Annotated in this window: 8 protein-coding genes; 7 read left to right on the top strand and 1 reads right to left on the bottom strand. The window is 61.4% G+C overall.

The annotated features are described in order from the left end of the window. Positions 1-105 precede the first annotated feature (105 nt). Positions 106-2,295: an insecticidal delta-endotoxin Cry8Ea1 family protein gene (locus tag VF497_RS02240; RefSeq protein ID WP_330885822.1), complete on the bottom strand. Its 2,190-nt coding sequence runs from the start codon at positions 2,293-2,295 to the stop codon at positions 106-108. Between the two features lie 929 nt (positions 2,296-3,224). Here VF497_RS02240 and VF497_RS02235 point away from each other — a divergent pair. From VF497_RS02235 to VF497_RS02205, 7 genes are all read left to right on the top strand, one after another. After that, on the top strand, positions 3,225-4,634 hold the full coding sequence (locus VF497_RS02235) for a hypothetical protein (RefSeq protein WP_330885820.1): 1,410 nt from the start codon (positions 3,225-3,227) through the stop codon (positions 4,632-4,634). A 99-nt stretch (positions 4,635-4,733) separates the two neighbouring features. Next, on the top strand, positions 4,734-5,249 hold the full coding sequence (locus tag VF497_RS02230) for a YdeI/OmpD-associated family protein (RefSeq protein ID WP_330885818.1): 516 nt from the start codon (positions 4,734-4,736) through the stop codon (positions 5,247-5,249). Between the two features lie 315 nt (positions 5,250-5,564). After that, positions 5,565-5,921: a PadR family transcriptional regulator gene (locus VF497_RS02225; protein ID WP_330885816.1), complete on the top strand. Its 357-nt coding sequence runs from the start codon at positions 5,565-5,567 to the stop codon at positions 5,919-5,921. 2 nt (positions 5,922-5,923) lie between these two features. Next, complete coding sequence (locus VF497_RS02220) at positions 5,924-6,850, top strand: sensor domain-containing protein (RefSeq protein WP_330885814.1); 927 nt, start codon at positions 5,924-5,926, stop codon at positions 6,848-6,850. Between the two features lie 299 nt (positions 6,851-7,149). Beyond that, positions 7,150-8,655: an efflux transporter outer membrane subunit gene (locus tag VF497_RS02215; protein ID WP_330885812.1), complete on the top strand. Its 1,506-nt coding sequence runs from the start codon at positions 7,150-7,152 to the stop codon at positions 8,653-8,655. Positions 8,656-8,863: 208 nt separating this feature from the next. Beyond that, positions 8,864-10,087 carry an efflux RND transporter periplasmic adaptor subunit gene (locus tag VF497_RS02210; RefSeq protein ID WP_330885810.1) on the top strand — a complete coding sequence of 408 codons (1,224 nt, stop codon included), beginning with the start codon at positions 8,864-8,866 and terminating at the stop codon, positions 10,085-10,087. Between the two features lie 133 nt (positions 10,088-10,220). Further along, positions 10,221-13,295 (top strand): efflux RND transporter permease subunit, encoded by a 3,075-nt coding sequence (locus VF497_RS02205; protein WP_330885808.1) that lies wholly within the window; start codon positions 10,221-10,223, stop codon positions 13,293-13,295. Positions 13,296-13,703: the final 408 nt, after the last annotated feature.

The raw sequence follows: 13,703 nt of genomic DNA, 5'->3' as shown, positions 1-13,703 counted from the left end.
ACCGTGCGATGGACCAGGAAGTCAAGCGCATCTGCGAATTGATCGCCAGCTACGAATTGCTTGCCGGATAGCGCGCTGACGGCTGCCCGAGCTCGACGGCAGGGCTCAGCCGCGATTCCAGAATGCGTCGCGCTTCGCTTGCAGGTCGTCGCTCGAAATGCTCGTGACGACAGCGTCCTTTAGTTTGGCCAACTGGTCCACGGACAGTTTGACGCCCCGGCTCGAATACCACCGCGTACCCAAATCAACGATATCGTCGACCGTCATCGTCTTCGGGCTGGTCACGTACGTGTTCGACAGAATGTTGACCGAAGGGTACATGTTCGGATTCTTCGGGCGAAAGGCGAACATAATCGTTCCGGTCGAACTCGGGTCCTCCTCTCCAAGATTGGACCACATCCAGGAATTCCCCGTAGTAGGGGCAATATTGCAGAGGATATAGCCGTCGATCGACGCGGTTTCCACATCGTTGTTGCTTTGCATGGCGAAGACTGTCCCGTCGCAGCAGTTCTCAATGATCTGCTTGTATCTTCCGGCGATCTGCGGTGTGTCGGGCCAATCGACGCCCCGCTGCGGGGCGGGCGGGGGTGCATACGGGGCCACGTTTTCCTGCACGAATTCAAGCCCGCCAATCAGCGTTCCGGCCGCCCAGTAGTACGACTGGTTGGGCTGGTAGCTGCCCAGCGCCGGAGGCGTTGTGTAGTTGCAAGTGTGGATGTTGACCTTGATCACCGGATGATCCGCGTCAATGGCGAGGTTGAATCGGCCACTGGTGTTTGGAGGATCCTTATTCCATTTCAGCTCGTACTGGCTCGGGAAGCGCCAGTAAAAATCCGGAATGCCACCGCTGTTGTTCTGCAATGGCGTGTACCCGCGTTCGTCGATATGGATGTGGGTGAGCGGGCCATCCGGCGTGTGGACGTCCGCGGGATTCGGTAACAGAGATTTCGCGGGATTCGGTAAGTCGACCCCACCCTGTTTGATCGCGATCGGGGTATGGACGTAGTAGTAGCCATAGCAATAGAGGCCGGAGCAACCAGACACGTAGTCATATGTGCAATCGGCCGCGAGATCGTGCATGTCCGGCAGACCGTAAGGACCGCACCACAAGACTTGATTGATGATGAACGGGTTGACCGGCCGCACGGATGATGAGAACGGGTCAGGCAGATGTTTCCAGGCTTCGAGAATATTCGAGACCGTCACCGTGTACCGATTGATTTTCTCGTTCCACAACTTGTACGCACCGTAGAAAGCGGCAACCACGGCACCGTGTCGGCCAGCGACAGAACGATCACCGAAGTAATTGCCGAGGACGCTGGGGTCGGGGGCCTGAACGATGTTCCATGCGGAATCACCTTTCGTCGCCTTGTCGTATTCGTCTTTGAAAGCCTGCATGGCTTTTGCCAGCGTAGCGGTGACGTAACTGAGGTAGTTGACGCTGCTGTCGTAGTTGGTTGGCGGGGGGGCGATGGCGTTGCGCCAGGCGACGTCGAGGAGATTCGCTTCCACCCAACCCGGTTCGATGCCGTAATCCGACGCATTGCTGATCAGATCGTAAAGGAACGTGATGTGGAGGTTGGCTGCCTGCACGTACAGCGGCAGCACTTTCCATCCATCAATGCCAGCGCCACCGTTGTTCGGAATGCCGGTGAACAGCGCCATCGAGGATTCGAAGTGCTGCTGAATGTAAAGCGCCCGATCCTTCAGCGCCTTGACTTGGTCTTTCGTCGGATGGGACGCATTGACGACGTCATAGATGGCGAGGCGATAGTAGTCGAAATTCGTGTTGAAACCCGTGACCAGATTGGTCAACTCGCCTTGGTAATACGCCAGGATTTCCTGACCTACGAGATCCGCGACCTGCTGTTTGACCAGCGACCAGATATCGGGCAACGGAGTCTTCGGATCGGCATGCGCCGGCCACATCAAATTGAGCATTGCCACAAGCAGCGGGCCAACGACAGGGACTTGACCGAGGACCAATCCAAGAAGGATTTGCAGCGCGGTCATCGGATCTTCGCCGGCCGGCGTGTAGTTGAACGCGCCGTCATTCAGATCGAGGCGGGGCGGCTGAGAGCATGCCTCCTGGCCGTCGACCTGAGTCGGGAAGATGTCGCGACGACAGTTGCCACGGAGAAACCCCGTTCCGATAGCCTGCGCCATGACCCAAGGTGAGCCGACGGTCACCATCGCGCCGAGCGCGATACGCTTGAGTACTTGGCGTCGAGTGGCGATGGTTGCATCGTCAACACGATTTGCCGCGCCCGCATCCAGCAAATCCGTACGTTTCATGCTGTCCCCCAGTAGATTGACGGATCGCTACGTACACCAGTCGTTCAGCCGAAACTCTGCATACCAGCCTGCGAAATGGCAAGCGTCAGAGTCGTTGGCGCGATGGTCGTTGATTGGACGTATTGCACGCCCAACCCCCTTGATAAAGTTGCTTCCTACAATTGGAAGTATGGCAGCGCTGTGGCGTCGCGCATCCATCCTGCAGCAACCCGACCTCGCGCCGGCAGCATACGAAAGCCGCCATCCCTTTAGATATAACCTGATTAGGCTAGATTGCTCCCGATACTCAAGCGGGCGTTTGCAAACGCTTGCTTTCGTCGAAACCAGCAATTCATCCGATGTCCAAGTGCTTTGCACAAAGCGGCGCCGCTTCCGAGCGCCCTTGGAGTACGCCTGTTGCTGGATGAGCGCGATGGGTGACTGCCGCACAGTGACGTAGGTGGATTCCTAGACGCTGAGGCGCCGGGGCATATGCTGGCGGGCATATGCAGCGCATACGGCACCTGCATCAGGCCTTCCGTGAGCGGCCGTTCGCGAACGTCCGGGTTGGGTCGCTTCCGGACGGCTGACTTCGGCCCATTCGGGACACGCAAACATCGCAGATTGAAGCGCGAAAACTGACGCGCCAACACCGCATGGTTTTCGCTGCCATCCAACCCGCAGATGCGCGAGTCGAAAACGTAGTGACTTCTCGCACATGAATGAAAGCCATCGATAGCCCAGTCTCAATCAGCGCAGGCGTCGCATCATTCGATCGTCGAACCTCCGTCAGCAAATTCAAGCCTGCTCCATTAGTTTGCAACACAGAAACATAGATTCGAATAATTGGCGACGCGAGTGGCGGGGTTGTTGTAGTTGGCAGCCGTAGTGGCTCACATATTCAGCGTCGCTTACCTCCTATCGGGTCCCGAAGTTGGAATCGTGCAGCGATGACGAAAGGCAGAATTCTCAAGACTGTTTTGTGGGCCTTGGCGGTCGTTGCCTTGTTCGGCGCGATGGCTGGATTTTTCGCATTCTGCCTCCGGCAAAAATTCAGTCCCAATCCGCCGCCCAGCAATTTTTCCGAGCCGGCCAATGCGCTCGAGGCGCAGCAGCAGGACATTGAACAATTTTCGCGCCTGCTGGGCATGGACCGGTCGTTTTCGCCTGCGGCGCGTGCTGAAGCTGGTCGCCGGATCGCCGAACTGAAGTCCGAACACGTGCCGCTCGACAAGGAAAAATTCCGTGTTGCGCTGATGCGCATCACGGCGCTTGCCGACAACGGTCACACCGGGGTCTACTTCGGCAAGGGTGGCCAGAACATCATGCCCTTGCGCGTCGTGCTGTTTGCCGATGGGCTTTATGTCCTGCGGGCAAAATCGGCGTATGCGGATCTTCTGGGCGCGCGCGTCGAAAGCATCGAAGGCAAGCCGGTGCGCGACGTGATCGCGGTGCTCGAACAATTGCATGGCGGGGCCGAGGGTTGGCGCCGCAACAACGCCGTAACCTACATCCAGTCGCCCGAGATTCTTTACGGCACCGCCATCGGTTCGCGCCCCGATCAAACCAATTGGACGTTCCGTTTGCCGGACGGCAGCGAGGTGGCGCGCACGCTGCCAGGTGAAAACGCCGACGAGAACGAGCCGCACGCGCAGATGACACGTTGGCTGTCGCCGCAGAAGATGAAGGGCGAATCTTCGGATTGGCGCGCGTTGATTGCCGATGACGCCGACTTGCCGTTGTCGCTGCGCGACTTCAACAGCAGGTTCCGCCGGGCATGGGTCGATCACGGTTGTACACTTTTCATGCAACTCAAGGCGATCGCGGATGCGGACAATCAGCCTATCGGCGACTTCCTCAGCGCCACAACGGATGAGATGCGCGCACATCCACCCTGCAACATTGTTCTCGATATGCGATTCAACAGCGGAGGCGACTATACGAAGATCGCTCGTTTCGCATCGCACTTGCCCGATTTCGTTCCGCCGCGTGGGCGAATCTATCTGCTGACGGGCGCGCAAACCTTTTCCGCCGCGATTACGGCCACGGCATTCGTGAAGCAGGCGGCGGGACCTCGCGCAATCATTCTCGGCGAACCCGTCGGCGATCGGCTTGCCTTTTACGGCGAAGGCAATTCGGGGTGTCTTCCGCACGACGATCTTTGCCTGCATTACGCAACCGGAATGCACGACTATGCGCATCGCTGTGACGACTGGGACAGATGCTTCTGGCTGAATTGGCTCTTTCCGGTGCAAGTCGAATCGCTGGCTCCCGACGAGACAATCGAGATGACCTTCGCCGACTACACGATGCGGCGCGATCCGGTGTTGGATCGGGCTGTCGCGCTCGCAGCCGAATAGTCCATGCGAACCAGAACTGAACCATATATGGGCAAATTACCTTCCCCTGCCAAACCAGAACCGCGGAGTTTTCGGTCATCAAAAGAACTTCGCGCGTGGATGACGAAGGAGCACGCCCGAGCCCGTAGTCTGCTCCTGCGAATTTACAAGAAAGACTCTGCTGTTCCATCGATCACGTATGCCGAGGCGCTCGACCAGGCGCTGTGTTTCGGTTGGATAGATGGGCAGAAGCTGCCGTTTGACGCCGACTCCTGGGTGCAGAAATTCACCCCGCGCAGGGCAAAAAGCGTTTGGTCCAAGATGAATGTTGCGCATGTGGATCGGCTCATCCAGGAAGGCCAGATGACGCCTGCCGGTCTCAAGGAGGTGGAAGCGGCCAAAGCCGACGGGCGCTGGGCCGCTGCGTACGATTCTTCCGCTAGTGCAACGGTGCCTCTGGAGTTCGTCAAGGAACTCTCACGTAATGCCAAGGCAAAGCAGTTCTACGCGACGCTCAACAAGACCAATCTGTATTCGATTGCCTACCGGTTGCAAACAGCAAAGCGCCCAGAGACAAAGATCAAGCGCATAAAGCTGATTATCGACATGCTCGCGCGCGGCGAGAAATTTCATTGACTGCCCAGGCCCGTGCTTCGAAGCACGGCAATTCGCCACTTCCGCGCCGCTGACCGCCTCTCCCAAGCTGCTCACTCCAGATGTGGCCGCCGGCAGGCCGCTTTGAGTCGGGAGCAGAGGTGGGGCGCTTTCGAGAGTTGCCAGAGGGTAGGGCGAATCCGGACAAGCGAGTCGACGACCAGGGCCTTGATCGACGTTGGCTGACGCGTCTTTCCATTGGTCTGGGCGGGCCTGTGGGCAGGCATGACTTCCGGCGCATGCACTAGTATCAACTGAACACTATAGTCCACCTGTGACTATGACGACGTTGCGTACATGAGCGATACCGACAGCCATCTGTGGAAGTTCCAGAAGGAGCTTTCCACCGGCACCGTGTCGCTGGTGCTGCTCGGCGTTCTCGCACGCGCGCGCACGCCGATGTACGGCTACCAGATCGCGAAGCGGCTGGAGCAGACCGGCGGTGGCGTGCTCAGCGGCAAGCAGAGTGCGCTGTATCCCGTGCTGCGCAACCTGGCCGCGGCCGAGTTGCTCGAGAGCATCGTCGAGCCGTCGGTGAGCGGGCCGCCGCGGCGCTATTACCGCATCACGCCGCTGGGGCGGCGGGTGCTGCGCGAGTGGAGCCTGGCTTGGGTCGACACGCGTGATTTCGTGAATTCCATTCTGGAGGATTGAGCATGACCGCCACGATTCCGCGCACCATCGCCGAATATCTCGAACAGTTGCGCAGCACATTGCAGGGCGCGGGTGCAGATCCCGCACTTATCCAGGACGCGCTCTACGACGCGGAGGAACACCTGCGCGCCGAGCTGCATGAGAATCACGGCAAGCCCGAGGCCGAGGTGCTGGCGAAGATCGTCGGCAGCTACGGCGCGCCCGAGGAAGTCGCGAGCATCTACGTCGACAAGGAAGTTCAGGTGCAGCAAGCTCTGCGGCCGCCGCCGCAGCGGCCGCGCAAGACAGCGTGGGGAAAGTTCTTTGCCGTCGGCAGCGATGCGCGCACGTACGCGGGGTTGTTCTACATGCTGCTCTCGCTCGCGACCGGCATTTTCTATTTCACCTGGACCGTGGTCGGCCTGAGCCTGTCGCTGGGACTGTCGCTGCTGATCTTCGGCGTGGTGTTCGCCGTGTTCTTCTTCGCCACGACGCGCGTGCTCGCGCTGGTCGAATCGCGCATCATCGAGACCATGCTCGGCGAACGCATGCCGCGCCGGCCGGTTTACGCTCGCGCCGGCCTGACGATCTGGCAGCGCATGGGTGAGATGTTCACCGATCCGCGCACCTGGTCGACGCTGCTGTATTTCGTGCTGATGCTGCCGCTCGGCATCGTTTATTTCACCGTCGCCGTGACCGGCATCGCGACTTCGCTGGCCTGCATCTTCGCCCCGATCGCGCACATCGGCTGGATGCTCGGCCTCGTGCGCATCGACGTTGCCGACCACATCCGTTTCAACGACACGCTGCTCGTGCCGTGGCAGATTGCCGATCCGCTGACCTTCGTCCTCGGCATCGCGCTGCTGTTCGGGCTGCTGCATTTCGCCCGCGGCCTGGCGAAGTTCCAGGGTGCGCTGGCGAAAAATCTTCTGGTCAAGCCGGCGGGCTGATGTCCCCGACGCTGCGCGCGCGCGGCGGTATCGGGCTCGATCGCGGGTGGCGCGGCATGTCGTTTCGCAGGATTTGAGAATCGCCCGTGAAATCTTTCATACCGGTTGTGTCGATTCCGCGGCCTCTCGTTCGTCTACGAGTGGAATGACTTCCGGCCGTTGCCGTGGATGACGCCTTTTGGCTAAAAGTTCGAGGCAGATGCGGAAAGTGAGAAGCAGTAGCGATAGGCATCGATTGAACTCGCAATCGTTCCTCGTCTATTATTGAACGATACAGTACAAAATATTTGGATTTCGTTATGATCCCGAAAGGCACAGAAGCGCGCCTCGGCGTGCTGGGCGGAGCATTGTTGGTCACGCTGGCCGGTTGCGCGGCGGGACCGGACTTCCGTCCGCCCGCGGCGCCCGCGGTCGACGGCTACCGCAAGGACGCGCTGCCCGCCGCGACCGTCGAGACGAAGGCGCCGACCGGCGATGCGCAGCGCTTCGTCAGCGGCGCCGATGTGCCGACGCAGTGGTGGACGACGTTCGCGAACGACGAATTGAGCCGCCGCATCACGCAGGCACTTGCGCACAGCCCGAGCGTCGCTTCCGCGCAGGCGGCGTTGCGGCAAGCGCAGGAGAATGCGAATGCGGCGCGCGGCTCGCTGTTCCCGAGCGTGGACGTCGGCGTCGGCGCGACGCGCAGCAATGCGAACGGCGCTGCCGTGCCGGGTGGTGGTTCGGTGTACACGCTGTACAACGCCGGCGCCAAGGTGAACTACACGCTCGATCTGTTCGGCGCGACGCGACGCGGTGTCGAAGCGGAATCGGCGGTGGTCGACTACCAGCGCTTCCAGCTTGAAGGCACCTATCAGACTCTCGCGGCGAACGTCGCCACGGCAAGCTTTCGCGAGGCCTCGTTGCGCGGGCAGATCCGCGCGACCGAGGAGATCATCGACGTCTACAACAAGGAACTGAAGCTCGTCGAAGCGCAGAACCAGATCGGTGCGAAATCGCTGGCCGACGTGCTCGTCATCCGCACCCAGGTCGCAACGGCTGCGGCGACCTTGCCGCCGCTGCGCCAGCAGCTCGCACAGACGCAGACGCAACTCGCGGTCTATCTCGGCGAGTTTCCTTCGCAGTCGGAATTGGCTGCGCTCGACCTCGATGCATTCGGGTTGCCGCATGACGTGCCGGTGTCGCTGCCGTCCACGCTGACGCGCCAGCGTGCCGATGTGCGCGCGGCGGAAGCGACGCTGCACCAAGCGACGGCGAAGGTCGGCGTCGCCACGGCGAATCTGTTCCCGCAGATCACGTTGAGCGGCAGCCTCGGTTCGTCCGCGCTGCATTCCGATGACTTGTTTTCGAGTGGCACGAAGGCGTGGAGCATCGGCGCGAACATCCTGCAGCCGATCTTCCACGGCGGTTCGCTGCGTGCGCAGAAGCGCGCAGCCGAAGCCGGACTCGACAAGGCCGCGGCCGACTACGAGCAGACCGTGCTCGGCGCGTTCCAGAACGTGGCCGACGCACTGCGCGCGCTCGAGCTCGACGCGGAGAACCTCAAGGCGCAGGCGCAGGCGGAACAATCCGCGGCGCAGAGCCTCGAACTTGTGCGCATCCAGTACCACAACGGCTCGGCCAGCTATCTGCAGGAACTCGACGCGACGCGCCAATACCAGCAGACCCGGCTCGGTCTGGTCCAGGCGCGCGCCGCGCGACTCGCCGATACGGCAGCGCTGTACACCGCGCTCGGCGGCGGCTGGAAGGAGGATTCCGAGCCCGTCGCGGCCGCGACACCCAGCGCGAGTCCCCAAGCGAAATGAATTTTTGATTGAAGAGTGCGGGCAGGAAGCTCGCTTCGTGATCCTCGCGATCAAGGACGATCGCAAAAATTACCGAGGTGCGGGCAGGAAGTCCGCTTTGTGATTTTCGCGCTCATGGATGAGCGCAAAGATAAACATGTGCGGTCAGGAAGCCCGCTTCTTGATTTTCGCGATCTTGGATGAGCGCAAAAACAAAGGTCAAAACGACATGGCTACTTTGGAAAAGAAGAAGTGGAGCACCACGAAGAAGATGATCGTCATGATCGTCGCGGTGCTGCTGCTGATCGCACTGATCGCAGGCATCAAGGTGATGCTGGTGATGAAGATGATCGCCGGCATGAAGCCGCCGCCCCCGGCCGTGGTGTCGACAGCCAAGGCTGCGTACCAGGAATGGCAGCCGCAATTGCGCGCGGTCGGCAGCGTGCGCGCCGCGCGTGGTGCCGACCTGGCACTCGATCTTGCCGGGCTGGTGACGAAGGTCAACCTGCAGTCCGGCGACGAGGTCAAGGAAGGGCAGGTGCTGCTGCAATTGCGCGACAGCGAGGATGTGGCGCAGCTGCATCAGCTCGAGGCCGCAGCCGCGCTGGCCGAGGTCACCTTCGGTCGTGCCAAGCAGCAGCTCGCCGTGCTGGCGATCAGCAAAGCCGACTACGACCAGGCCGCCGCGGATCTCAAGGCCAAGCAGGCCGCCGTCGCCCAGCAGCAGGTCAACGTGCAGCGCAAGCAGTTGCGTGCACCGTTCGCCGGCCGTGCGGGTATCGTCACAATCACGCCGGGCACATATCTCGAGGCCGGCAAGATCATCGTAACGCTGCAGCAGGTCGATCCGGTGTTCGTCGATTTCCACCTGCCGCAGAAGAATCTCGCCGACATCAAGGTAGGGCAGAAAGTGGTGCTCAGACTCGATGCATTCCCGGGCAAGGCTTTCGAGGGTGAGCTGTCGGCGATCAGTCCGAAGGTCAACGGCGATACGCGCAACGTGCAGATCGAAGCGAAGGTCGACAATCCCGACAAGGTGTTGTCGCCGGGCATGTTCGCCGACGTCGCGCTCGATGTCGGCACCAAGGCGCGCTATCTGACCCTTCCGCAGACCGCAGTCGTCTACAACCCGTACGGCGAGACCGTGTATGTGGTGAAGAAGAAGGCTGACCTCGACAAGGCGCAAGCCGAGGAAGCGAAGAAAAACGGTGCCAAGCCGGCTGCTGCCGCGCCGGCAGGCCCGCCGATTCCCGCCGATGCGTTGGTGGTCGCGCAGACTTTCGTGACGACGGACGGCACGCGCGGAGATCAGGTTTCGATCACCAAAGGGCTGGACGAGGGCGCCGAAGTCGTGACCAGCGGCCAGATCAAGCTGAAGAACGGCGCGCCGGTGACGATCGACAACAAGGTGCTGCCGTTGGATGCGGCACATCCGACGCCACAGGAGAAGTGATTTTTTAGCCCTCTTCCGCCGGGAGAGGGTGGCGCGCAGCGCCGAGTGAGGATCCGGTTTCGAATGACGTTCGAGACTGCCGAACCTCACCTCAACCCCTCTCCCGGTGGGTGAGGGGCTTTAGGAGCAAATCATGAATTTCACCGATACCTTCATCAAAAAACCCGTTCTCGCGATCGTGGTCAGCGCACTGATCCTCGTGCTCGGCATCAAGGCCGTGTTCGATCTGGGCGTGCGCCAGTTCCCGAAGACCGAGAACGCCACCGTGACCGTGACCACGGCCTATTACGGCGCCGATGCGCAGACCGTGGCCGGCTTCATCACCCAGCCGCTCGAGCAGGCTATCGCGCAGGCGCAGGGTATCGACTACCTGACCTCGACCTCGGTCGCCGGCGTGTCGACGATCACCGCGACGTTGCGCCTCAACTACGACGCGAACAGCGCATTGACCCAGATCCAGACCCAGGTCACCTCGGTGCGCAACCAGTTGCCGCCACAGGCGCAGCAGCCCGTGCTCAATGTGCAGACCGGTGCATCGCTCGATGTGATGTACCTCGGCTTCCGCAGCGATGTGCTTCCCTCCAACAGCATCACCGACTATCTCGCACGCGAGGTCAAGCCCAAGCTCGACTCGGTCGAGGGCGTGCAGACCGCGGAAATCCTCGGCGGCCGCCAGTTCGCCCTGCGCGCCTGGCTCGATCCCGCGCGTCTGGCCGCGCATGGCGTGACTGCGAGCGACGTGTTCCAGGCGCTGAGCGCGAACAACTATCTGGCCGCGGTAGGCACGACCAAAGGCCAGATGGTCAGCGTCGATCTCACCGCGGCGACCGATCTGCATTCGGTCGAGGAGTTCAAACAGCTCGCGATCAAGCAGAAGGACGGTGCGATCGTGCGCCTGTCCGACGTCGCCAACGTCGTGCTCGGTGCCGAGGACTACGATTCCAACGTGTCCTTCAGCGGCAAGCTCGCGGTATTCATCGGCATCAAGGCGGCGCCCGAGGCGAACGTGCTCGACGTCGCCCGTCGCGTGCACGAGGTGTTTCCCGAAATCCACTCGCAGTTGCCGGCAGGCCTTTCCGGCGAGATTGTCTGGGACTCGACGATGTTCATCACCTCCTCGATCAACGAGGTCGTGCACACATTGATCGAGGCGCTGATCATCGTCACGATCGTCATCTTCCTGTTCCTGGGATCGCTGCGCGCGGTGATCATTCCGGTGATCGCGATGCCGCTGTCGCTGATCGGCACGTTCTTCATCATGCTCGTGCTCGGCTATTCGATGAACCTGTTGACCCTGCTCGCATTGGTGCTCGCGATCGGTCTGGTCGTCGACGACGCGATCATCGTTGTCGAGAACGTCGACCGGCACATGAAGGAGGAGGGCAAGTCGCCGTTCGAAGCGGCTTTGCTGGCTGCGCGCGAACTGGGCGGGCCGATTCTTGCGATGACCGTCGTGCTGGTCGCGGTCTACGTGCCGATCGGATTCCAGAAGGGTTTGACTGGTGCGCTGTTCACCGAGTTCGCGTTCACGCTTGCCGGTGCGGTGACCGTCTCGGCAATCGTCGCGTTGACCTTGTCGCCGATGATGTGCGCGAAGTTCTTCAGGTCCGATCAGGAAAGCGGCAAGTTCGTGCAGGCGATCGACCGCGTGTTCGAACGTGTACGCGCCGGCTACGAGCGCGTGTTGCACAGTGCGCTGGCGTCGTGGAGCGTGGTCGTCGTCATGGGCGTGATGCTGTTCGGCGCCACGCTGTTGCTCGGCATGACCGCACAGTCGGAACTTGCGCCGGAAGAGGACCAGGGCTTCGTGTTCTACGCGCTCAACGGGCCACCGAACGCGACTTCCCAACAAATGCTGAACTACACGCAGCAGATGTTCGACATCGGCACCAAGATTCCCGAATACCAGATGATGTTCCAGATCACCCTGCCCGGCGGCGGCTCGCAGGGCAGCCTGGGGGGCATGGTGTTCAAGCCATGGGAGGAGCGCAGCAAGACCGCGAAGACGCTGCAGCAGGAGCTGCAGGGCTTGTGGGCGCAGATCGCCGGCGGCCAGGTCTTCGTGTTCTCGTTCCCGCCACTGCCCGGGCCGCAGGGTGCGCCAATCCAGGTCGTGTTCAAGACCACCGAACCGTTCCAGAACCTCAACGAGGTCGTGCAGAAGGTGCTGAGGAAGGCGCAGGACTCCGGCAAGTTCTATTTCGTCGACGCCGACCTGAAAATCGACAAGCCGCAGTCCACGGTGAAGATGGATCGCGACATGATCACCTCACTCGGGCTGACCCAGCAGGACGTCGGCAGTTCGCTCGGCGCCGCGCTCGGCGGCGGCTATGTCAATTACTTCTCGATTGCCGGGCGCTCGTACAAGGTGATCCCGCAAGTGTTGCAGGTGGACCGTTTGAACCCCGAGCAGGTGCTCGACTATTACGTGCGTGCGCCCGACGGTTCGGTCATTCCCGCGTCGACCGTGGCCAGCGTGAAGCACGAGATCGTGCCGCGTTCGGTCAATCACTTCCAGCAGCTCAACTCGACCACGATTCAAGGCGCCAGCGGCATGTCGCAGGGCGAGGCTCTGCAGTTCTTCCGCGACGCTCTCGCCGAGGTCGCGCCGAGCGGCTACTCGGTCGACTACGCCGGTCCCTCGCGTCAGTTCGTGCAGGAGTCAGGCAGCTTCGCGACCACGTTGCTGTTCGCGGTGATCATCGTCTTCCTCGCGCTGGCGGCGCAGTTCAACTCGTTGCGCGACCCGATCGTGATCCTCGTTTCGGTGCCGATGGCGCTGTTCGGCGCGCTGATCTTCGTCAACCTGATTTCGTCGCTGAACATCTACACCCAAGTCGGCCTTGTCACCCTGATGGGTCTGGTGTCGAAACACGGCATTCTGATCGTCGAGTTCGCGAATGAATCGCAGCGTGCCGGCATGACCAAGCTCGAAGCGATCGCGCATGCCGCCGGCGTGCGTCTGCGTCCGATCCTGATGACCACCGCGGCGATGGTGCTCGGCGTGATCCCGCTCGTGATCGCCTCTGGCGCGGGAGCGGCAGGCCGCTTCGCGATGGGCCTCGTCATCTCGACCGGCCTTGCGATCGGCACGTTGTTCACCCTGTTCGTGGTGCCGGCGTTCTACATGATGATCGCGGCCGATCATCACGCCGAATCGGCGAAGCCGGTGGCTCAAGGGCTAAGCGGCGAGCCTGCCGCGGTCTGATTCGCTCGCTCGACAGCATCCCGGCGCAAGGCCGGGATGTTTTTGTCTGGCATCGTCTGGTAAAGCCCGAGCTTCCACTCGTCCTGCGGACGAGCGTCCTCCTTTCTTTGCTCGTGCAAAGAAAGTAGGCAAAGAAACACGCCCCAGAGCATTGCGCCCGACGCGCATCCTGCGCGCCGGGTCCGCGCCAGCGGCCGGGTTCCGTTGACTGCACGTCCGTGTGCAGGCAACGGTATGCACGCGATCCCTCGCGCGCACCCCTGCGGGGCCTCTTCGTCCGCTGCCGCCGCAATGCAATGGGGACCCGGAAAAGCCGAGGCGGCGCGCTCCTGCGCGCAGAAGCAAAAAACAAAAGCTTTCCCTTCCCCTGCGCGCAGCGCGGGGGAAGGTGCCCGAAGGGCGGAAGGG

Origin of the sequence: Rudaea sp. (genome assembly GCF_036383415.1) — a bacterium.
Lineage (GTDB): Bacteria > Pseudomonadota > Gammaproteobacteria > Xanthomonadales > Rhodanobacteraceae > Rudaea.
Note: the sequence above shows the minus strand (reverse complement) of the source record. Positions and strands in the feature narration are given on the sequence as shown.

What these genes read in the sequence shown, in the direction of transcription:
- VF497_RS02240 (WP_330885822.1), bottom strand. Translation starts at nt 2,295, where the DNA reads ATGAAACGTACGGATTTGCTGGATGCGGGCGCGGCAAATCGTGTTGAC.
- VF497_RS02225 (WP_330885816.1), top strand. Translation starts at nt 5,565, where the DNA reads ATGAGCGATACCGACAGCCATCTGTGGAAGTTCCAGAAGGAGCTTTCC.
- VF497_RS02220 (WP_330885814.1), top strand. Translation starts at nt 5,924, where the DNA reads ATGACCGCCACGATTCCGCGCACCATCGCCGAATATCTCGAACAGTTG.
- VF497_RS02215 (WP_330885812.1), top strand. Translation starts at nt 7,150, where the DNA reads ATGATCCCGAAAGGCACAGAAGCGCGCCTCGGCGTGCTGGGCGGAGCA.
- VF497_RS02235 (WP_330885820.1), top strand. Translation starts at nt 3,225, where the DNA reads ATGACGAAAGGCAGAATTCTCAAGACTGTTTTGTGGGCCTTGGCGGTC.
- VF497_RS02210 (WP_330885810.1), top strand. Translation starts at nt 8,864, where the DNA reads ATGGCTACTTTGGAAAAGAAGAAGTGGAGCACCACGAAGAAGATGATC.
- VF497_RS02205 (WP_330885808.1), top strand. Translation starts at nt 10,221, where the DNA reads ATGAATTTCACCGATACCTTCATCAAAAAACCCGTTCTCGCGATCGTG.
- VF497_RS02230 (WP_330885818.1), top strand. Translation starts at nt 4,734, where the DNA reads ATGACGAAGGAGCACGCCCGAGCCCGTAGTCTGCTCCTGCGAATTTAC.